Genomic DNA, 21,858 nt, shown 5'->3' with positions numbered 1-21,858 from the left:
TCCCAAACAGCTTGAAATGCCTTACCCTACCCTTTACTCTTTTACTGATCCTGAGGTTAAACCAGATACAATCCTCCGCTGGAAAATTAGAACCATGATTACCAAAGGAACACTTACAACTACTGTTGCAGCTGCAATTTCCCCCCACGGAATGGTAAATTGCCCCTGGAACATCGCAATCCCAACCGGTACTGTCTTATACTTTTCATCTGTATTGAGAGTAAGGGCAAAAAAGAACTCATTCCAACATGCAATAAAGACAAGGATAGCGGTAGTAAATATTCCCGGCACTGCCAGCGGCATAATGACTTTCCAGTAAGTTTGCATTAAGGATGCCCCGTCTATTTTTGCCGCCTCTTCGAGATCCATAGGAATTTTACGGAAAAACGTTACCAAAATCCAAATGGAAAGCGGTAAAGTAAACGTTGTATAGGGTATAATCAATCCCAAATAGGAATTAGTAAGCCCAAGATTCTTCAAGAAGATAAAAATAGGTGTGATCGTCGCAATTTGCGGAAACATGGAAACAGATAACACAATTCCAAGAATGAATGTTTTTCCTTTAAATTGAAGTCTGGCAATGGCATAGGCAGCAAACGATGCAACGGCCACGGTATACACAGTTGTTATAGTTGAAACAACTGTACTATTCCATAAATATTGCAAAAACGGATGATCAACAAAAACTGAGATATAATTCTCCAATGTAGGATGTGAGGTATATGGAGTAAATGCCTTGTCTCCAAACAATTCTGTAGCCGGTTTGATCGAACTAATCAGCATCCATAGGAATGGAAACATGACAACAAATACAAACACTACGAGAAACACATAAAAGAATGGACTTGCTTTTTTCTGCATGGTAAACTTCCTCCCTTACTAAATCTCTATCTGTCATTAAGCAGGTCTCTGCCCAAAAACTTGATATAAATCATTGATATGATCGCTACGCAAATAAACACAATGACAGAGAGAGCTGAACCATCACCAAAATTCGTTTGATTGAACATCACTTTATAAGCGAGGAGTGAAATGGTTTCCGTAGAGTTGGCAGGCCCGCCGCCGGTTAGAACATAAACTAAGTCAAAGACCCGGAATGCATCAAGCGTTCTAAACAGGAGTGCAACAAGTATACTTGACTTTAAAAGCGGCAATGTAATTTTCATAAATTGTTTCAATTTTCCGGCCCCATCAATCGATGCTGCTTCATAGAGTGAAGAAGGAATGGTCTGAAGCCCGGCCAATAACAGCAATGACATATATGGAGTGGTTTTCCAAACGTCAGAAAAGATGACTGAAAACATTGCCCCTGTATCGGTTACAAGCAGTTTCTCCATGTTGTCAACCAGCCCGAAACCTTCAAATAGCTTGGCAACAATTCCATTTTGACCATCATACAAAAACTTCCACATAAGGGCGGATACAGCCGTAGGAATAGCCCATGGAATCAGGATGCTTGCCCTGATAACCCCCCGGCCGACGAAAGCTTTATTAATTAAAAGGGCAATGGCTAGTCCAAGAACTAACTCTACTAAAACGGAGATAATAGTAAATGTAGTCGTATTTCCAATCGCCTTCCACAATCTGCTTGTTGATAAATTATCTTTGTAATGCTGTAAGCCGATAAAGTTGGGCTGAATGAGAGCATCTCCATATCCTGCAGCTAAACCTGTGAGTTTCTTTTCTTGAGAAAACTTAACATTGACGGACAAATTCTTTATCTTGTTATTTATTATTTTCGCCGTTTTTTCATATTCTTTTGCCAAGCTTCGATCAATTTCGGCAATGCTGACATCAGGGTATACCTGTTTAAAATTCATTAATTTATCATTAACTGAATCATATTTTGCGCTGATTTCGGAATTGCTTTGAAGCTTTTTATCAAGTGTTTGCAATTTTTCTTTTATTGCTTGAAGCTCCCCTGCTCCATTCTCATTCTTGATTTCATTATCAATCGCCCCGATCAAAAACGGATAGTTATTCAAATAATGCTCCAGGTTGAGATTATAGCTTAAGTGAACTTCCGATTTAGTGGGGTCGTTTAATTTTAAATCAAACAAACTGAAATAAAAGGATTGCAACACAGGCCAAATCGCAATGAGAAAAATTAAAATCATCGCAGGTGCGACAAGATAATACCCTGCCGTTTTTTCAGTAAAAAAATTTTTTCTTTTCTTTTTCGGGGTAAAAGAAGACTTTATAACCGGTTTTTGATGATCTTCCAGCTCTACATTAACGGTATTTTTCACGTTGCCCCCTCCTTTTAATGCGATAAAATGGATTAGCCTTCAAGCTGAAGGCTAACCATTGGTCTTTTAAACTTTATTTCTTAAGTACAGCCTTCATTTCTTTTTCCATATTTTGAGCCGCTTGTTCAACAGTTTGCTCTCCTGCAATCGCTTTTGACACGTTAATTTGGATAATCTCAGAGATTTCAGGATAGTTAGGAGCTACCGGGCGTGAAATTGCCGCACTTAATCCATCAACAAAGCCTTTATCAGCAAAAGTTGGGTTCGCTTTAAGAATCTCTTGGTCTTCGTACAGTTTTGTAATCGTTGGAGCGTGTCCGCCGTAAATGGCATCAATCTTTTGACCTTCAGCACCCGCCATGAACTTTAAAAATTCCCATGCTTCTTTTGGATGCTTGGAATACTTGTTGATACCAGCCATCCAGCCGCCCAGTGCTGCCGCAGATCCTTTGTCACCCGCAGGTAGTGGTGCTACCCCAACTTGACCTACAATTTTGGACTTTTCCTTGTCATTTGCACTAGCATATTCATATGGCCAGTTGCGCAGGAATACAGTTTGGCCCTCAATGAAGGCTTGATCTGATTCAGTTTCAGTAAAGGTTGTGATGTTGCCAGGAACTACCTCAGACTTGGCAATTTCGACCATTTTATTCAATCCCTTGATAGCTTCAGGACTATTAATAGCTACATTGCCATCTTTATCGATAAAAGCCCCGCCATAGGAACCGACAAATTCTACAGCGTTACACACAAGACCTTCATACTGCTTCGATTGGAACACATAGCCAAATTTCGTGTTGCCCTGTCCCTTCTTTGCCTTCGCCTGTGCCAATAGCTCATCCCATGTTTTTGGAACTTCTTCTGCTTTTACTAAATCTTTTCGATAGTAAAGAAGCCCGGCATCAACAAATTTGGGAAGGGCCCATTGTTTGCCATTGAACTGGGCTGCTCCCAAGGCACCTTGGTTATATTCACTTAAATCAACGCCATCCTGCTGAATGAAACGGTCAAGCGGAAGCACATAGCCAGCCTGGGCAAATTCGGCAGGCCAAATGACGTCCATATCAATAACATCAATATCAGAAGATTTCGCATTAAAAGCGGTGATATAGGCATCGTGCTGCTGCCCGGTATCGGCAGGCATTTCCCGGAATTCTACATCAATATTTGGATGGGTTGCTTCAAATGCTTCTACCATTTTGTCAGTTCCCTTTGTTACATCCTTCCCGCGTGCATAGACGAGTTTAACTTTTTGCTCGGTTGTTGTTTTCGATTTGTCACCGGCTGGCTTTTCCTTTGTACTGGTTTGATCGAAACTGCAGGCAGAAAGCGCCAGTGATAATGTTGCAAAAACAGCTAATAATTTGGCTTTATTTGTCTTTTTCATGGTTTTTCCCCCTATTTTGAAATCGATTTCAATTTTGACATTGTTGAATCTCTAATTACCAAATCATAGGGTAATAGAATCTCTTGGTGATTGGCTTCTTTCTTAATAGCAATGAGATCAATTATTACTTCCATTGCTGTCTTTCCTAAATCTTCGATTGGTTGTCTAATCGTTGTGAGAGCGGGTTCTACCACTTTGGCGATAGGCTGGTCATCAAAACCGATGATGGCGATCTCATCCGGCACCTTTTTACCCAGTGCCTTTGCTGCCATAATCATTCCCGCTGCAACCTGATCACTGCCTGTAAAAACAGCAGTAGGTGCTTCTTTCAAATTCATAAGCGTTCTTAATACTCTTTTACCGTCCTCAATGTCGAATACATTTGAAAATATCCATTCCTCTTTAACCAAAAGTCCATATTCCGCTAGAGCTTTACGGAATCCGGCTTGTCTATCCTTAGCTAAGTTGCTCTTATCGCCACAGGTACATGCAATTCTGTGATGGCCTTGTTCAATCAAATGCCGTGTCCCAATGTAGCTGGCCTCAAATTGATCCATCCGGATGATGGGAATCTTTGCATCTCTTTCATATTCATTGCATAAAACCATTGGAGCGAATGCTGAAAAAGGCTCAATTTGTTTCCACTCGTTTTCATAAGAAGTTAAGATTAGACCATCTACTTGCTTTGTTCTTAATAGCTCCAGAAAATCCAGTTCTTTCTGTTTGCTATATCTTGTTTGGCAAATGAGTAACTGGAGATGGTTCCTAGTTGCTACCATATCCATCGCTTCCAGCAGATAAGCAAAAAATGGATTTGTAAGGACCGGAACTAATATGGCGATGGTGTCTGTTTTTTGATTCCTCAGTCTCTGTGCAGTTGTATTTGGAACATAATTTAACAAATCCATTGCTTCGCGAACTAACCTTTTCTTATCTTCTGTCACATTTGGGTGATTGTTGAGTACCCTTGAGACGGTAGCCCTTGAAAGCCCTGCTCTTTTTGCAACATCGGCAATCGTTGCCAAACAATATCCCCCCTTTTCCCTCCTTTATTAAAGATGTTTTCTAGGTCTGTAATCGATTTCAGTAAGCGTTTACAATTTCACTCTAATAGATTCTGAAGATAAATTCAATATATTTTTCAGAAAAATTTAATAATTTAAAATCATTACATTACTAGTTAATGAAAAAAAAAATTACCCCGGTTGATTATAAGACCGGGGTAATTTTTATTTTAGCTTTATCTATCAGCCTGCTAGACTATCTCGAATTCATCTGCATTTTGATCATCTGATGGTAAAGGAACTTGGTGACTGCATGATTGACGTTCAACCAATTTATGAGGAATGATTATGCGCTTGGTTGGTTCTGCCCTATTTTCGATTTTTTCAATTAAACTCCTTGTTGCTTGATATCCAAGATCAAAAATATTAATATCCATTGAGGTTAGTGGTGGTTTTGACATTTCTGATAAGAGGACGTTATTAAAGCTAACGACAGAAATTTCTTCCGGAACTTTGACCCCTAGTTCATCTAATGTGCTTAGTACACCTAGTGCCATTAGGTCGTCAACTACTACAAGCGAAGTTGGGCGTTGTTCAAGAGCCATTAACTCACTCACCGCATCTTGACCGCCCTCGCGCAGGAATTCCCCATGAAGGATATATTCATTTTTAATAGGAATGTTTGCCTTATTTAAAGCCTGCTTATACCCATCCAAACGGTCAACTGTGACCATTAGTTCTAGACTTCCTCCAATAAAAGCGATTTTTCGATGCCCATAGTCTATTAAGTATTCAGTAGCTTCTCTCATTGCCCGTACATTATCATTATCAACATGTGTGATTTCTTCCGCATCCTTAAAAGGTTTTCCTATAACTACAAAAGGAAAATCCCTTCGTCTTAAGTACGAGATGAGTTTATCCTCCACCTTGGAATTAAGAAGAATTAAACCATCTACTCGTTTTCCTTGAACCATGCGGATAACTGCTTCAAATGTTTCCACGTCTGATTTTCCAGTCGTTAAATACATGGCATATTTATTTTTATGGGATCCTTCACTGATTCCTTGTAACACCATTGAAAAAAAAGGATTCTGAAACACCACATCACCCGAGCTTGGCATGACAAGGCCTATTGTTTGTGTTGATTGACTTGCAAGACTTCTAGCATTTTGGTTAGGATGATACCCTAGTTGTTCCATTGCTTTTTTAACTTTTCGTTTCGTTGCTTCACTAATTCGTGAATGGTTAGCAATTACTCTTGAAACAGTTGATGGTGCGACATCTGCAAGCTTTGCCACATCCTTAATGGTAACGGCCATTTTAGCTCACCTCTTATTCGATGCTTCTTAGCCATTTTTTTTAAATGCTAGAAACAATGTGTATATGATAATCTACCATTTTTATTCTTAACCGCATTTACGAAAACGGTTGCACATTCTATTTTTATTATAAAGGGTATACAAACAGTTATACAGCTAAAAATAAAGACACTTCGATTTTGAATTATAATATAAAAAATGCTTTTAGAAGTGATAATTCCTTCCGAGAGCAGGTAAAATTAAAATTATTCCATAAATATATTTCAGAAAATTTAGACTTTAATTCTGATTTCCTATTGATTTGTGTTAAGAAATAGATATAATAAATTTTGAAAACGTTTGCGCAAACGGTTGCACATAAAACTTGTCCCTTAAGCCTCTTACATATGTTTTTTTTTGTGCAATTTTATGCCAACGATTTCTAAATTAATAGAGTAAGAGGAAGGAGATTTTACATGAAAAGAAAGCGCAAAGCACTTCTGTCACTTGTAACCGCAGTGGGGCTAATTCTTCAATTGTTTTCTGGACTTACGATAAGTCAAACAGCAAAAGCTGCAGAAACAGCACCAAAGCAAATTGTACTTGTTGGCAGCCTGCAGACAGAGTTAGGAAGTTCAGAAGATTGGGATCCCGCTTCCGCTAAAACACAAATGATCTACCAGGGAAATGGGTTGTATTCTTATTCTGGCACATTGCCTGCTGGTGATTATGAATACAAAATAGCCCTTGGAGGAACCTGGTCCGAAAATTACGGAGATGGTGGAGTGCCTGGTGGGCCTAACATAAAACTAACTCTGACCACACAAAAAGAAGTCACCTTCTACTACAATGACAACACCCACGCCATTGCCGATAGTACCCACTATACACCCTTGCCAGGAGACAAACAGCCACGTCTAGCGGGAACCATTCAACCTGCCATTCAAGCAGGGCCTGCATGGAGCCCATCAGACTCAACAGCGTTGATGGAGGACACCCATTTTGACAACGTCTATTCCTTTACTACAAAGGTACCAAGAGGAAACTACGAATACAAAGTTGTATTGGGTAAGGAATGGACAGAGTCATACCCTGCCTCCAATGAAAAGTTGAATGTACTTTCTGATACCACAATCACATTTTTCTATAACAACCAAACAAAAGAAGTTTCTACAGATTATAAACCGACTGGAGCTGATGGATTGGTTGATAAAAATGCTCTTTATCATGATTCATGGGATCAAGTTTACCGTTCACCGTTTGGAGCGATTCCTGCAGGACAACCGTTCACATTACGGATATCAGCTAAAAAGGGTGACCTGACCAGAGCCAGTCTATATGTAAAAAATTATAATACAGGCACAACAAAAGTTCTTTCTATGAAGAATGTTGGCTGGGCTGACACAAAAGACAAAGGTGCCATTGAGTTCTGGGAAGCCACTTTTACACCGGCTAACAAAGGAGTTCACGGCTATAAATTCATCGTCGGGGACCAGGATACAACAGCGGAATACGGAGAAGACACACAGGAAGGACACACCGGTAAAGCTGAAGATAAAAATGCAGGACTCTTTCAATTGACCGTTTTCGACCCGGGCTATCAAACACCGGATTGGATGAAGGAAGCAGTTGTCTATCAAATCTTTCCTGATCGCTTTTATAACGGAAACAAAGCAAATGACCATCTCAAGGACAAAGTTGGAGCTCGCGGCAGCCAGCCGATTGAACATCCGGCTTCCTGGTCTTCCCTGCCTGACAATCCATATGAACAAGGCACTGATTCCTATACTGGAGATGGAGAGTTTAGCAACGACTTCTTTGGTGGAGACATTGAGGGTATCAAGGAAAAGCTTGATTATCTGCAATCTCTTGGAGTCAATACACTTTATTTAAATCCAATCGCCATTGCACCATCCAACCATAAATATGATGCAACAGACTATAAACAGATGGATCCTATGTTTGGCTCCGAAAAAGAATTCGAGGATTTCGCCAAAGAATTATCAAAACGTAACATGCACCTAATTTTGGACGGAGTTTTCAATCATGTATCCGATGATTCCATCTATTTTGACCGCTATAACAAATATAAAACTGTAGGTGCTTATGAATACTGGTCCCGAATTTACGATTTGATGAATAAAGAAAAATTGTCCGAAACGGCTGCTAAGTCTAAGGCCAAGGAACAACTCATAGCAGAAGGGCAAACCTTTAGCCCATATGGCTTTGAAAACTGGTTCAAAATAGAAAACATAAAAGTTCCCAATGAAAAAGTAAACGGTGTTTCAACTGGAGAGCATTATAAGTATGAAGGCTGGTGGGGCTATGATAGTCTCCCTGTATTCGAATCCGTTAACGGCACAAAGGTCGACCATCCAAGTGAACTGAACAACACATCATTGTCTAATTATTTAATGTATGAAAAGGATTCTGTAGGAAAAATATGGATTAACCGAGGTTCCTCAGGCTGGCGATTAGATGTAGCCAATGAAGTGGACAGCTCATTCTGGCAGGAATTCCGCAAGCAAATGAAATCCAAAACCATGACTGGAGCCGGGAAGACCCTTAAAGAAGGCGAACAGCCTCTCATTCTGGGAGAAATTTGGGATGATGCCTCCAAGTACTTTTTAGGTGATCAATATGATTCCGTTATGAATTACCGTTTCCGCGGGGCCATTTTAGATTACTTAAAGAACGGTAATGCCGTTAATGCACAAAACGCGTTAATGGCTGTTCAAGAGGACTATCCGAAGGAAGCTTTTTATGCCCTCATGAACCTGATGGGTTCCCATGACACGGCACGGGCGATATTTCTTCTGGGCAACGGCACAGATACGTATAACAGAGCAGAACAAGATCCGAAATACAATTACACTGAAGGTGTAAAACGGTTAAAGCTAGCTTCCATCCTTCAAATGGGTTACCCTGGAGCGCCGACCATCTATTATGGCGACGAAGCAGGTCAAACCGGATCCAAAGATCCAGATGACCGCCGCACCTATCCATGGGGGAACGAAAACAAAGATTTAATTGCACACTACCAAAAGATAGGTCAAATTCGTAAGGAAAATGCTGATCTTTTCGCTAATGGCGATCTTCACCACGTCTACGCAAAGGATGATGTGTTAGCCTACGTCCGGACAAAAGGGTCAAAATCCGGCCTTGTTATTGTTAACAGAGGTACTGCATCACAAACTGTTGAAATCGATACAAAAGCACTATTGGGAAATGGCCTTCGTTTTGTGGATCAATTGGATTCGAAATATGCGGCTGAAACGAAGGACGGAAAACTGTCATTAACAGTGCCAGCTGATTCAGGAAGAATGTTAATCAGTGTAAATGAAGTAAAAAAACCAGAATCTGTTAAAGAATTAACTGGTACAGCAGGTTCTAAAGAGATTGCTCTAAGCTGGATAGGAAATGGCACAAAATTCTATGTCTATGAATCTACTGTTGCAGGTGGATTATGGACAAAAGTGAAGGAAACTGCGGATACCAGTGTAAATATTTCTGGTGTGAATAATGGTCGAACCTATTATTTCAAAGTAACAGCCGTGGACAAAAACGGTAACGAATCGGCACCTTCAGCCACAACTGGGCTTGTGCCCCATTATGATGTAAGTAAAGCCAGTGTTAAGGACTTGACTGTTTTGGAAAATAGAGAGTTGAATTTGGCGCAGAAATCTGACGTAAAAGCGCTCTTTTACCTGGCAGGCGCGACAGAATCGGGTGCAGCAGAAGGAATCACGACGGAGCTTCAAGTAAGACTAAAGGGCCAAACCACTTGGGCTTCATATCAAGCCCAATATAATGGGCAATCCCAGGACGACCAAGCAAATGAGTTTCAAGGAAGCTTCACTGCGTATGAAGCGGGCACATATGAATACAGAATGGCCTTTAGTCCTGATTTAGGAAAAAATTGGGTTTACTCAACGACGGGTGAAGTATCCTATAAACAAAGCACGTCTGATACTACTTCGCCTGCAAAGGAAGTTTTGTTAGACACTCCTGTCAAGGAATCCGGTCAGGTTAATTTAAACTGGAAACTCACTGAGCCGGATCAGCCATTTAAAACGGTCATTTACCGTGACGGCCAAATTCTTTCAACACTGGAGGGCAGTGCCACTACCTTCCGTGATTATCAGGTAGCAAATGGTACTATGTATAAATACCAAGTTCGCGTCTATGATCAAGCAGGAAATAATGTGGACTCGAACACGGTAAGTGTAACACCGGAAATTGTCATGGTACAGGTCACCTTTAAGGTACATGCACCAGATTACACACCTTTGTCGGCAAAAGTGAATATACCCGGCACCCTAAATGGCTGGAATACCAGTGCTTGGGAAATGAGCCGCAACGGTGCCGTAACGCCTGATTGGGAATACACTGTAGAACTAGAGGAAGGAACTGAGCTAATCTATAAATATACGAGGGACAATTCCTGGGATCAGGAAGGTCTGGCGGACCATACCCCATCTGATTCATCGGATGACGATATCAGCTATTACGGGTATGGTGCCCCTGGAACCGATATGAAAGTCATCGTCACTAACCAAGGCAACAACAAAATGGTTGTCCAGGATACGATTCTACGCTGGATTGATAAGCCGTTAGTAGTCAGCCAAATCGAGGTGAATGGTTCAACTATGACCGTTAAGGGGAATGCCATTAAGGGCGCTGACCTCACCATCAACGGGGAAAAAGTAACGGTCGGAAATGATATGAATTTCACTCAATCCTTTACTCTAAAAGAAGGACAGATACAAGTACCTGTTCACATTGAACCAACTGATACAACCAAGTTCACCATCTTTAAAGGAGACGGCGGGTCCATTACCAAGAATACAAAGAACTACGTAATCGATGTAATAACAAAATCGATTAGCGAAACCAAATAAGCAGAAATCTAAAAGGTCTGCCAAGAAAAAAAGAGGGTCCAAAAGTACTTACTTTTTGGATCCCTTTTTTTAGGTATTACTAGTCAAATACTCATTCATAGATTTACAAAAAAGTCGTACTTTTTCTATTGCAATAAAAAAATGAGGTAAAACAAGTTAATACCGATTTCCGCTAACGTTAAACTATTGTTTAACATATTCCGCACGGTACTCATTCGGTGTAACACCCACAACCTTTTTAAACACCTTCCGAAAATATTTATCATCCTGGTAGCCAATCATGTTCGCAATTTCATAAATTTTTAACTGGCTGTTTTTCAGGAGCGATTTTGCCCTCTCCATACGGATTTTCACAATGTAATCGGTGATGTTTACATTAAATTCTTGCTTAAATTTCCTCGAAATATATTCACGGCTGATATAAAAATGCTCAGAAATCTCCTGCAGTTTCACATCCCGATCGAAGTTTGCCTGCAGGTATTTTTCGATGTCATAGATGATGTTGCTTTGTTTCTCTTTCGTGCTCCTTTTTACCTTTTTCAAGAAGAGGGAAATCTCTCTTCGCTTTCTTTCAATAAATTTTTCTAATTGAAAGGTACCGTTTTGGTCGAAAAATAAATCAACTCGTTTTTCAATATTCTCAGTTACCTTTAAAGTCAGATTATAAGACTTAAACCATTTGCGGCTGATGACTAAATATTCGTTTTCAAAATGCAGCAGTTGATTTAATGATAAATATCCGTTCTCTGTAAAGTCATTGACAATTTGATTGATTACGTCATCAAATGCCTCTATTTCACCAGCTTGTACAGCTAATTCTATATTTGAAGAGTAGGCCATCAGATTACGTAAAGCATCAGACTGCAATATATTCTGCTGAAAGACTCTCGTGGTTTTATTTAAAATATTACTATTTAATAAAACCTGCTTGGCATGCTGATAGGAATCAATCAATTTGAAGCTTTTATTCACTGGCTTTCCAATTGCAATTGGACAGGAAATATCCATCGCATTCCTAACTGACTTATAAATTCGTCCTAAAAGCTCGTCAATTAGGTCAAATTTGTTCCAGAAAATGATCACGATTTCACCCTTATTGGATAAATATCGAAAGCCTATTCCACATTCATTTTCCTTTAATATTTCATTAATAACATTTAGAATCGTAAAATAGGCTAGATCACGATCTCCCTGAAAAACCTCAATCGTCTTGCCATTAATCCTGGCAAGAGCGACTAAATAATTTTGCGATAGGTGAAAGCCAAATTCTTCGTACAAATTTTCTTTCATGCTTTCGCTGTTCAATAGCTGTGTCAACTTTCGGTCACGATATACAGGCTTCATTTCATTTATTAATTGCGTGCTGCTTTCTTTTCGCTGTCTATCCGCTTCTTCTTTTTTCCATTCCTTTACCGCTTTTTCTAGTGTCTGATTCAAGATTTCTGGATCAATTGGTTTTAATAAATAGTCCAAACTTCCGAAGTGTATGGCTTTTCTCATGTAATGGTAATCATCGTAACCGGTGACAACAATGGTTTTGCTGTTTGGCTGATTGTCTTTAATCCATTCGAGAAGCTGGGTTCCGTCCATTTTAGGCATCTTCATATCGGAAAAAATTATTTCAGGCTTAATCGTTTGGATTAGCTGAATGGCTTCCTCTCCGTTTCCCGCCTCATAAATGTCGTTAATCCCATTCTGTTCCCATTCTCCTAGCAGCTTAATACCATCACGCACATGTTTTTCATCATCAACGATTAAGACCTTCATAAATGTTCCACCTCTTTTGGCAGTGCCTTTGGAATATTGATGGTAACGATAAATCCACTTTCTTCACCACTGCAAACGTCCATTGTGGCCTTATTATTGTAATAAATCTGCAAGCGGTCATAAATATTTTTTAAGCCGATTGCTTCTCTTTGCTTTTCTTCTTTTGGTACCCCATGAACTAATTCATGTTTTATCTTTTTTAGCTGCTCTTCATTTACGCCAATGCCATTATCTTTTACTTTTATACAAACAGAATCATCATTCAGCAAATATCCTTCAATATGAATGATTGTTTTTTCAACCTTCTGGTCAAATCCATGCTTAAAACAGTTCTCGACTATCGGCTGCAAAATCATTTTCGGAACAGGAATCTCTTCTACCTCCTGCTGGATACTCAGGTTAAACTCAAATTGTTCATCAAATCGTTGTTTTTGTAAGGATAAATAAGCTTTCACATGCTTTAACTCGGAAGCAAACGGAACAATATCCTCCCTCATGTTCATGCTGTATCTCATGATCGTGGATAAAGACGTAAGCAGTGAATATACCGGCACCGCCTTTAATTTTAGCGCCAGCGTACCAATGGATTGAAAAGCATTATACAAAAAATGCGGATTGATTTGGGACTGAAGCACTCTTAGCTGTGAGGATTTATTTTCAATTTCCAGCTTGTATTCCCGCTCAATTAATTCATTAATTTTGGCAATCATTAATTTGAAGTGCCTTCCGAGCATTCCAATTTCATCGTTCCCAAGCGATTCAAAATCTGCCTCAAACTCGCCCTTCTCTACTTTTTTCATATTAGCAATTAATATTTTAATCGGGGCCGTGAGTCTAAAGGAAATGAATAGAGTAGCCATTAATACAATAACAAGTGTGATAATGCCAATCAAAATATTAGTGAGTGCCGTCTGTCTGGCACTCTGATAGAGTACATCATAGGGAATTCGTTTAACAATATACCAATTCTTAAAGGAGTTAGAGAAATTCTCATAAACGATTACCCCTGAGAATTGTTTATCCTTCCATTCGAGACTTTTACCCGCCTTGGGTTTCTTTTTCACTTGCTGAAACCACTTTTCCTTATTTTCCTTTCCAATTTCATCTTTATTTGAAGAGTAAATAATAACTCCATTTTCATTCATGATATAAAGGTCTTCTAAATCATCCGTATACAATCTGCCGGCAATATCACCAATTTTTGAAAGATTTATATCAATCGACAAAAAACCTAAAAACTTGTCAGAAGGGACATCCCGGAGGATATTATGAAAGCTTAATACATCCACCTTTTGGGAATTAGGAATAACGGAAATATTGTTATAACTATAAATTTTATGCGGCGGCTCAATAACCGAAAAGCTTCTCGACCGATTTAACCGGGCATAATAAGGATGAGAAAAGATATGTTCGTAGGTCCCCCGGCCGCTTATTGTAGAGTGATAGTTGGTATAAGAATCTTTTTCTTTATCAATGTAAAGATGCATTTGTTCAATTTCAGGCCTTGTATTAAATAAATACGCTAAAGCTCTGCGGACTTCTTCCTGATTATAGCTTAAGTTTCGTGAAATCCCATCTCTCATTACATTCATAAAGGGAGTGTAGCGATAAAGAACCGTTGACATTTGTGCCACATCTTCTAAATATGTAGACAGTTCTTGCTCTCCTTTTACAATAAGATCATGATTAGTGGAAACAAAACGTTCATTGAGTGACTTCGTTGTTTGATTGTATGTAAATACATTTGCGGTTCCGAATGGGAGAATAATGACAGCCATTAATGTGACAATTAGTTTTTTACGGATACTCCATTGCATAAACTATTCCCCCTGCGGATCGCTTCATTAAGGCTCCAGTAAAATATTTGCTCTCATTTTAGCATACTTCAATTATTTTTTTCATAGTGGAATTTTCATCTGATTTTTTTGAGTGTTCAATATTTTCCACCCTAGTGGTCAATGTAAGCCGTTTCATAATTTTATGGATTCTCTAAAATGAAGTTATAGGAGGTGCAGTCAGTGAATAACGAAAGTAAGATAGAAAACGTTAAGGGCGCAGCCTTTAAAAGTCAGGCAAACACGAAAGTTTCGGAATCAGTTTCATTAAGAAATAAGAAAAAGCTTAAGGATGCGGGGTTATATGCTTTATTTGTTGGACCAGCCTTTTTAGCTTTTGCCATTATTGTCTTAATCCCTTTCTTCACAGGTATTTACTATGCCTTTACTGACTGGAATGGGATTACAGGTGATATAAAATGGGTTGGATTGGATAATTTTAAATACTTATTTACCGAGGACAAACAATTCCAACAGTCCTTCTTGCTGACAACCAAATATACAGTTGTGGCGATTATTTTAACGAATATTATTGGATTTGGGTTAGCATTGCTAGTCACTCAAATGTTAAAAACAAGAAACATCTTACGAACCGTTTTCTTTATGCCAAATATGGTTGGCGGGCTTTTACTAGGCTTCATCTGGCAGTTTATTTTTGTAAAAGGGTTTGCTTCTCTCGGACAGTTGACGGGGATTCCTTTTTTCGAGTTAGCATGGTTAGGGGATGCTAATACGGCATTTTGGGGTATTGTGATCGTTAGTGTGTGGCAGGGTGCGGGTTATATCATGATCATCTATATAGCCGCCTTGCAAAACGTTCCACAGGAATTAATCGAAGCGGCGAAAATTGACGGAGCAAATAGATGGCAGATTCTCCGCCATATCACGATGCCACTTGTAGCACCAGCGGTTACGATCTGTTTATTTTTAACCACTGCTTCATCGTTTAAGATTTTTGACGCGAACCTTTCCTTAACAAACGGCGGTCCGTTCAAATCAACCGAAATGTTAGCACTAAACATTTATACAGAAGCCTTCGTCAATAACCGCTATGGTATTGGGGAAGCAAAGGCATTAATTTTCTTCATCGTTGTTGCAGCGATTACTATCCTTCAAGTAACCATTTCGAAGAAGAGGGAGGTTGAATCATAATGGGAAACAAGTATACAGGAAAGACTTTTATCGGCGAAATTTTCGCTATCTTGCTTGGCCTTGTCTTCTTAATTCCATTTTATTATTTGATTTCAAACTCCTTAAAACCGTTTGCGGAGATTTTAAGTAATACATCGGCTTTACCTAAAGTGTTCATGTTCGATAACTATGTGAATGCCTTTGAAAAATTGGACTATTTAAGGGTATTTACAAACTCTGTATTTATTACGGTTGTGAGTAATGTCGTTCTGGTAGTCTTTTGTTCGATGGCAGCCTACATGCTGGTACGGACAAAGAAGAAAATCAGCAATGTGATTTTCATGACCCTTGTTGCAGCGATGATCATTCCGTTTCAATCGATTATGATTCCGCTCATCAAAACAGCTGGTACCCTTGGCATGCTTAATACCATCTGGGGACTTGTCATCATGTACTTAGGTTTTGGCTCTGGGATGACGATCTTCTTATACCACGGATTTATTAAAGGGATTCCAGTTGAGCTTGAAGAAGCAGCGATTATCGACGGTTGTTCAAGGTTTGGCGTATTCTGGAGAATCGTATTCCCTTTATTAAAACCGATTACCGTAACGATTATCATCCTAAACAGCTTATGGATATGGAATGACTATCTATTACCATCCCTGGTTCTTCAGGATCCTGGTTTAAGAACGATTCCTTTAGCGACCTTCTTCTTCTTTGGCCAGTACACAAAGCAATGGGATTTAGCACTGGCAGCATTGGTACTTGGTATTATACCTTTGTTAATTTTCTTCTTTTCGATGCAAAAACACATTATCAAGGGAATCACCAGCGGTTCTATTAAATAAATTTCTTCAGGTAGTAACAACCTCTGCTGTCTGAATCTCAGACAGTAGAGATTTATAAAAATAAAATTTATATTTCGGAGGGAAACCAAATGGCTTTCAAAAAATATTCAATTGCAGCGGGGATTTTATCAGCTTCACTTCTTTTAGGAGCTTGCGGTAACACTGACAAAGCATCTGGAGATAAAAAAGACAGCGGCAGCAAAGATGGCAAAGTAGTTGTTGATATCTTTAACGGAAAGGTTGAAATCGCTGATCAATTGAAAGCGTTAACAGAAAAATATACGAAAGAACATCCAAATGTTACGTTTAATATCGAGTCAGTAGGCGGCGGCGCTGATGGAGCGGCAGCTTTAAAAGCTAAATTCGCTTCAAACAAAGCACCTGATATCTTTGGTAACGGCGGCTACCAAGAAGCTCAGACATGGAAAGATAAATTCGAAGACCTATCTGATCAGCCATGGGTGAAAGATGCATATCCTGATGCATTAAAGCCAATGACAATCGATGGAAAAATTTACGGACAGCCTGTTAACATGGAAGGTTATGGTTTCGCTTATAACAAAAAGTTATTTGCAAAAGCAGGTATTACCGAACTTCCTAAAACTTATTCAGAACTAGAAGCTGCTTCAAAGAAGCTTAAGGATGCTGGAATTACACCTTTCTCAGTTGGATATGCAGAATGGTGGGTATTAGCAAACCATGGTCTTAACGTTCCATTTGCTTACGAACAAGCTGATGACGAAAACTTCATCAAGAGCTTAAATGAAGGTAATGGTAAAATTGCCGGCAACAAATACTTTGAAGACTACTTCAAGCTTGTTGATTTAACAGTGAAATACGGTAACAAGAATCCATTAACAACAGACTATAATACAGAAGTTACCCAATTTGCTAACGGCGAAACAGCCATGATCCAACAAGGTAACTGGATTCAGCCAATGCTTGATAAATTAAACCCTGGCATGGAAGTTGGTTTCATTCCACTGGCTCTTACGGATGATGCAGCCCAAGCAGATAAGCTAATGGTTGACGTGCCAACTAACTGGGTTGTTTATAACAAAGCACCTGACGCTGACAAAAAAGCAGCAAAAGACTTCTTAAACTGGATGGTTTCATCTGAAGAAGGTAAATCGGCATTAGTAAAAGAATTCAAGTATATCCCAGCCTTCAAAACAATCGAAGCAAAAGCAGAAGATATCGGACCTCTAGGTGCAGATCTTCAGAAATATTCTCAAGACGGCAAAACTTACTCTTGGCAGTTCATGAAATATCCTGATGGTGCAGGTCAAGAATTTGGTGCAACACTTCAAGCATATGTTGGCGGTCAAAAGTCTAAAGAAGAAGCTATGAAAGCTTTAGATGCAACATGGGCTAAATTGAAGAAGTAATTGTAAAGAAAAACATTGGTGTCAGGCACCACAAAAAGACAAGTGTCCACTATACACGGACGCTTCTAGATTAGAAATGCGAAAAGGCTCTTCACTTCGAGTGAGGAGCCTTTTCTATATTCCGTACAATTTGCATTTTTCATAAAAGCGTGTTTTGCCTATTTCTAAAAGCTTTGCTGCCTCCAGCTTATTACCGTCAGTAACTTCTAAGGCATGGAGAATCGCTTGCTTTTCAACTAAAGCCAATGTTTCCTTTAAAGGCTTTACTGGTATATCGGGCTTTTGTTGTGGCTGGATATAGTGATCCACTTCAAGGTCACGGAGATAAAGCGGCAGATGATGTATCTCAATGGTTTCTCCATCTAAAACATTAATGGCCCGCTCCAAGACATTCTCCAACTCACGGATATTACCAGGCCACTTATGCTTTTGCAATCTATCGATTACATCTGCAGACAGCACTGTGCTTTGCCGGTGGAATCTCTTACCAAGCTTTGTTAACAAGCTTTCAGAAATAAACGGGATATCTTCCGTTCGCTTTTTCAGTGGTGGAATTTCGATTTTTATCACATTTAATCGATAATATAAATCCTGCCGGAATGTTCCTTCCTCTACCATTTTGTCTAAATCTCTATGGGTAGCGGCAATCACCCGTACATCTACCGGAATGGATTTTTGTCCGCCTATTCTCTGGACTTCTTTTTCCTGCAGTACGCGAAGAAGCTTACTTTGCATCGAAAGAGGCATATCACCGATTTCATCAAGAAAAATCGTCCCATGGTGGGCCGCTTGAAATTGTCCCTTTCTTCCGCCTTTTTTCGCCCCAGTAAAAGCCCCGTCTTCATATCCGAATAATTCTGATTCTAACAGGTGCTCTGGAATAGAAGCACAATTTATAGGAACAAATGGAAAGGCAGAGCGGCTGCTGCCATTATGGATGGCATGCGCAAACAATTCCTTGCCTGTACCTGATTCTCCCAGTAATAAAACGGATGAATGACTGCTGGATATTCTTGCAGCAAGTCTTTTTGAAGCTAAAAATGCAGGACTGCTGCCGATTAGATCATCAAAGTTATATTTACTTTCTTTTTCGAATCGATTCTTATAATATTTCAGTTCTTCTACAAGTGACTGGATTTTGGACTGGTATTGCCGCCATTCCTCGGGGTTGCGAAACATCACCGTTCCAAGTGCTCCGACTAATTCCCCTTCGACGACAAGCGGGAAGCGGTTCGCGATCATTTCACTTCCATTAATCCGTTGAACAGCCGCCATTTCAGCCTGACCTGTTTTCGCGACGATATGCATGCGGGTATTTTCAATTACTTCATTAACATGTCTTCCAATCGCATCTTCTACCGTAGTTCCAATAAACTCACAATAGGCGGTATTTATATATTTGATAATCCCCTGACTATCAACAATGACAATCCGTTCTGCTGCAAGATTAATAACTTCCTCAAGCCAGTTATAGGGAATTTGCTCAATTCCTACCTTCATTCACATTCTCACCTTTTTGATAGTGTTAATTCTATTATAGCAAAAGACTTGCCTGAAACTTTTAAAAAATGGCTCTGTTAAACCCAGTTGTTGATTTGCGCTCCAGGCGCTTCGCTTTCCGCGGGAGTGCCGGGGAGCCTCCTCGGCGCTTTGGCGCCTGGGGGGTCTCCCCTGCCCCGTACTCCCGCAGGAGTCTTCGCGCCTTCCGCTCCAATCAACAGTGTTAAAAATCAACAATAGCCTTTAACCTCCGCCAAAAAATAAGAAAAGAACCCAGTATAGGTTCTATTGAACAGTATATCCTCCATCAAGTGCCACGGCTTGCCCGGTAACTCCCCTTGCTTTTTCACTTGCTAAAAAAACAGCATAGTCGGCAATTTCCGAAACGGATAAAAGCCTTTTTTGCGGGACCAACGGATAAATGACATCTTCAATGACCCTCTCAAACGGGACATTTCTTGTTTTCGCCAGGTCCTGCAACTGGTTCTGAACGAGCGGTGTATCGACATAGCCAGGACAAAGGGCATTGACAGTTATTCCATATTCAGCCCCTTCTAATGCTGCCACTTTTGTTAAGCCGATAACTCCGTGTTTCGCACTGTTATAAGCCGCCTTACCAGCAAAACCAATCAGCCCGTTTATGGAAGCCATATTGATGATTCTTCCATAGCCCTGTTTCTTCATGAGCGGAAAAACATTTTTAATGCCGATAAATGGCGCCGTCAGCATTACATCCACCAACAGCTTAAATTTTTCTGTTGGGAATTCCTCGATAGGTGAAACGTATTGAAGCCCAGCATTATTGATTAAAATATCGATACTTCCAAATGATTGGTAAGCTTTATCGATACTATTTTTATAGGCCTCCTCATCTGTTACATCACAGGGGGCAGATAGGGCATTAAATCCTTGATTGTTCAACTCATCTGCTACTTTATGACATAATTCCTTATTCAAATCTGAAATTACCACTTTTGCTCCTTCTTGCGCAAAAGCTTTTGCAATTTCCAGCCCAATGCCGCTTGCAGAACCGGTTATAAAGGCGGTTTGTCCCTCTAATAGCTTCCCCATTTCGTGCACTCTCCCTGTTTATTGTTGGTTTGACATAAGCTGTGGGCTTACACTAAAAATTGCTTCCGTTTTTTCCTGCACTTCTTTTATGGTGGTCCCTTCCTGCAATTCCGTTAACACCATTCCTTCTTCATTGAAATCAAATACGGCTAAATCGGTAATAAGACGATGGACAACCTTTTGACCAGTCAAAGGAAGGGTACATTCCTTCTTTATTTTCGATTCACCATATTTATTTACATGTTCCATTATCACAACTACCCGCTTCGCCCCGTTGACAAGATCCATGGCCCCGCCCATGCCTTTTATCATTTTCCCTGGTATCATCCAATTAGCGAGGTCCCCATTTTCAGATACCTCCATTCCGCCAAGAATGGCTAAATTTATATGGCCGCCGCGGATCATCGCAAAGGATTCGGCACTATCAAAGTAAGAGGCCCCCTGTACAGCAGTTACTGTTTCTTTTCCTGCGTTGATTAAATCTGGATCGACATGTTCCTCGTCCGGATAGGGTCCTATACCTAATAAGCCATTTTCTGATTGCAGTAATACACTGTATTCCGGCGGGATTTCATTGGCCAGCAGTGTCGGCATCCCAATCCCTAAATTAACATTCATGCCATCCTCAATTTCCTGCACTGCCCGTCTAATAATTTTATGGCGAACATCCATAAAAGATTCTCCTCTCTATGCTTGAATAACCGTCCTTCTTTCAATTCTCTTTTCGTATAATTCCCCTGCCAGTACACGTTGGACATAAATGCTTGGGGTATGAATGTGGTCGGGATCCAGTTCACCAGCGCCGACGATTTCTTCTACCTCTGCAATTGTTACCTTTCCAGCCATTGCGGCCAGCGGGTTAAAATTTCTTGCCGTTTTGTGATACACTAAATTCCCTAACCGATCCCCTTTCCAAGCCTTCACTAGTGCAAAGTCACCAACAATCGCTTTTTCAAGAAGATAGGTTTTGCCGTCAAATTCTTTAAGTTCCTTTCCATCCGCAATCGGTGTTCCGACTCCTGTAGCCGTATAAAACCCAGGGATGCCGGCACCTCCTGCACGGATACGTTCAGCGAGTGTACCCTGAGGAACTAGCTCCACCTCTAATTCACCGCTTAAAAATTGGCGTTCGAAAATCTTGTTTTCCCCCACATAGGAAGAAATCATTTTTTTAATTTGCTTATTGGCAAGTAATAGGCCGAGGCCCCAATCGTCAACACCACAGTTATTGCTGACAATGGTCAGGTCCTTAACTCCTTTATCTCTTAAAGCTAAAATTGCCTTTTCCGGTATACCGCAAAGACCGAACCCGCCTACAATGATGGTGGCTCCGTCATGAATGTCGTCGATGGCTTTTTCAAATGAATCGATTACTTTTCCCTTACTCATTCCGTTATCCCCCTTTTATAGAACTGGCTGTGTTAAAGGCTATTGTTGATATTGACACCCTGTTGATTGGAGTGGAAGGCGCGAAGACTC

The 21,858-nt window shown here is 40.0% G+C and carries 15 protein-coding genes; 4 read left to right on the top strand and 11 right to left on the bottom strand.

Annotation, left to right across the window (positions count from 1 at the left end; translation table 11 throughout):
- Positions 1–33: 33 nt before the first annotated feature.
- The 5 genes from ACIFOT_RS10360 to ACIFOT_RS10340 all read right to left on the bottom strand — a co-directional run bounded on the left by ACIFOT_RS10360 (position 34) and on the right by ACIFOT_RS10340 (position 5,959).
- Entirely contained in the window at positions 34–861 is an 828-nt protein-coding gene (locus ACIFOT_RS10360) for a carbohydrate ABC transporter permease (RefSeq protein ID WP_430064394.1), read from the bottom strand.
- 26 nt (positions 862–887) lie between these two features.
- Positions 888–2,117 (bottom strand): ABC transporter permease subunit, encoded by a 1,230-nt coding sequence (locus ACIFOT_RS10355; RefSeq protein ID WP_430064628.1) that lies wholly within the window; start codon positions 2,115–2,117, stop codon positions 888–890.
- A 205-nt stretch (positions 2,118–2,322) separates the two neighbouring features.
- Positions 2,323–3,636 carry an ABC transporter substrate-binding protein gene (locus ACIFOT_RS10350; protein WP_430064392.1) on the bottom strand — a complete coding sequence of 438 codons (1,314 nt, stop codon included), beginning with the start codon at positions 3,634–3,636 and terminating at the stop codon, positions 2,323–2,325.
- A gap of 11 nt (positions 3,637–3,647) precedes the next feature.
- Positions 3,648–4,661 carry a LacI family DNA-binding transcriptional regulator gene (locus ACIFOT_RS10345; protein WP_430064390.1) on the bottom strand — a complete coding sequence of 338 codons (1,014 nt, stop codon included), beginning with the start codon at positions 4,659–4,661 and terminating at the stop codon, positions 3,648–3,650.
- Between the two features lie 230 nt (positions 4,662–4,891).
- Entirely contained in the window at positions 4,892–5,959 is a 1,068-nt protein-coding gene (locus ACIFOT_RS10340) for a LacI family DNA-binding transcriptional regulator (RefSeq protein WP_430064388.1), read from the bottom strand.
- Between the two features lie 455 nt (positions 5,960–6,414).
- On the opposite strand from ACIFOT_RS10340, the gene ACIFOT_RS10335 reads away from it, so the two are divergent.
- A complete protein-coding gene (locus ACIFOT_RS10335; RefSeq protein WP_430064386.1) occupies positions 6,415–10,839 on the top strand; it encodes an alpha-amylase family glycosyl hydrolase in 4,425 nt (1,474 codons plus the stop codon).
- Positions 10,840–11,022: 183 nt separating this feature from the next.
- On the opposite strand, the gene ACIFOT_RS10330 is transcribed toward ACIFOT_RS10335, so the two are convergent.
- Both ACIFOT_RS10330 and ACIFOT_RS10325 read right to left on the bottom strand, forming a co-directional pair.
- On the bottom strand, positions 11,023–12,606 hold the full coding sequence (locus ACIFOT_RS10330; RefSeq protein WP_430064384.1) for a response regulator: 1,584 nt from the start codon (positions 12,604–12,606) through the stop codon (positions 11,023–11,025).
- On the bottom strand, positions 12,603–14,423 hold the full coding sequence (locus tag ACIFOT_RS10325) for a sensor histidine kinase (protein WP_430064382.1): 1,821 nt from the start codon (positions 14,421–14,423) through the stop codon (positions 12,603–12,605). Before ACIFOT_RS10325 ends, ACIFOT_RS10330 begins: the two co-directional genes overlap by 4 nt.
- 201 nt (positions 14,424–14,624) lie before the next feature.
- Here ACIFOT_RS10325 and ACIFOT_RS10320 point away from each other — a divergent pair, with 201 nt between their 5' ends.
- The 3 genes from ACIFOT_RS10320 (at position 14,625) to ACIFOT_RS10310 (ending at position 17,808) form a co-directional block, all read left to right on the top strand.
- A complete protein-coding gene (locus ACIFOT_RS10320; RefSeq protein ID WP_430064381.1) occupies positions 14,625–15,593 on the top strand; it encodes a carbohydrate ABC transporter permease in 969 nt (322 codons plus the stop codon).
- Positions 15,593–16,420 (top strand): carbohydrate ABC transporter permease, encoded by an 828-nt coding sequence (locus ACIFOT_RS10315; RefSeq protein ID WP_430064379.1) that lies wholly within the window; start codon positions 15,593–15,595, stop codon positions 16,418–16,420. Before ACIFOT_RS10320 ends, ACIFOT_RS10315 begins: the two co-directional genes overlap by 1 nt.
- Before the next feature lie 89 nt (positions 16,421–16,509).
- Positions 16,510–17,808 carry an ABC transporter substrate-binding protein gene (locus ACIFOT_RS10310; RefSeq protein WP_430064377.1) on the top strand — a complete coding sequence of 433 codons (1,299 nt, stop codon included), beginning with the start codon at positions 16,510–16,512 and terminating at the stop codon, positions 17,806–17,808.
- Positions 17,809–17,922: 114 nt separating this feature from the next.
- Here ACIFOT_RS10310 and ACIFOT_RS10305 read toward each other — a convergent pair whose 3' ends face one another.
- The 4 genes from ACIFOT_RS10305 to ACIFOT_RS10290 form a co-directional block, all read right to left on the bottom strand.
- Positions 17,923–19,308, bottom strand: coding sequence for a sigma-54 interaction domain-containing protein (locus ACIFOT_RS10305; RefSeq protein ID WP_430064375.1), 1,386 nt, complete (start codon positions 19,306–19,308; stop codon positions 17,923–17,925).
- A 285-nt stretch (positions 19,309–19,593) separates the two neighbouring features.
- The gene (locus ACIFOT_RS10300) at positions 19,594–20,379 is read right to left on the bottom strand and encodes a 3-hydroxybutyrate dehydrogenase (RefSeq protein ID WP_430064373.1); all 786 of its coding nucleotides are present in this window, start codon (positions 20,377–20,379) and stop codon (positions 19,594–19,596) included.
- A gap of 18 nt (positions 20,380–20,397) precedes the next feature.
- Positions 20,398–21,051 (bottom strand): 3-oxoacid CoA-transferase subunit B, encoded by a 654-nt coding sequence (locus ACIFOT_RS10295; protein ID WP_430064371.1) that lies wholly within the window; start codon positions 21,049–21,051, stop codon positions 20,398–20,400.
- Positions 21,052–21,066: 15 nt separating this feature from the next.
- Positions 21,067–21,768, bottom strand: a complete 702-nt coding sequence (locus tag ACIFOT_RS10290; RefSeq protein WP_430064369.1) for a CoA transferase subunit A — start codon at positions 21,766–21,768, stop codon at positions 21,067–21,069.
- Between the last annotated feature and the right edge of the window lie 90 nt (positions 21,769–21,858).

The organism is Neobacillus sp. NRS-1170 (assembly GCF_050468025.1).
This window is presented reverse-complemented; position numbering and strand designations above follow the sequence as displayed.

Bases quoted from the DNA above. Each gene is read 5' to 3' on its own strand.
- ACIFOT_RS10350 (WP_430064392.1), bottom strand. From the start codon at position 3,636: ATGAAAAAGACAAATAAAGCCAAATTATTAGCTGTTTTTGCAACATTA.
- ACIFOT_RS10305 (WP_430064375.1), bottom strand. From the start codon at position 19,308: ATGAAGGTAGGAATTGAGCAAATTCCCTATAACTGGCTTGAGGAAGTT.
- ACIFOT_RS10330 (WP_430064384.1), bottom strand. From the start codon at position 12,606: ATGAAGGTCTTAATCGTTGATGATGAAAAACATGTGCGTGATGGTATT.
- ACIFOT_RS10325 (WP_430064382.1), bottom strand. From the start codon at position 14,423: ATGCAATGGAGTATCCGTAAAAAACTAATTGTCACATTAATGGCTGTC.
- ACIFOT_RS10295 (WP_430064371.1), bottom strand. From the start codon at position 21,051: ATGGATGTTCGCCATAAAATTATTAGACGGGCAGTGCAGGAAATTGAG.
- ACIFOT_RS10335 (WP_430064386.1), top strand. From the start codon at position 6,415: ATGAAAAGAAAGCGCAAAGCACTTCTGTCACTTGTAACCGCAGTGGGG.
- ACIFOT_RS10340 (WP_430064388.1), bottom strand. From the start codon at position 5,959: ATGGCCGTTACCATTAAGGATGTGGCAAAGCTTGCAGATGTCGCACCA.
- ACIFOT_RS10300 (WP_430064373.1), bottom strand. From the start codon at position 20,379: ATGGGGAAGCTATTAGAGGGACAAACCGCCTTTATAACCGGTTCTGCA.
- ACIFOT_RS10315 (WP_430064379.1), top strand. From the start codon at position 15,593: ATGGGAAACAAGTATACAGGAAAGACTTTTATCGGCGAAATTTTCGCT.
- ACIFOT_RS10290 (WP_430064369.1), bottom strand. From the start codon at position 21,768: ATGAGTAAGGGAAAAGTAATCGATTCATTTGAAAAAGCCATCGACGAC.
- ACIFOT_RS10310 (WP_430064377.1), top strand. From the start codon at position 16,510: ATGGCTTTCAAAAAATATTCAATTGCAGCGGGGATTTTATCAGCTTCA.
- ACIFOT_RS10355 (WP_430064628.1), bottom strand. From the start codon at position 2,117: ATGATTTTAATTTTTCTCATTGCGATTTGGCCTGTGTTGCAATCCTTT.
- ACIFOT_RS10360 (WP_430064394.1), bottom strand. From the start codon at position 861: ATGCAGAAAAAAGCAAGTCCATTCTTTTATGTGTTTCTCGTAGTGTTT.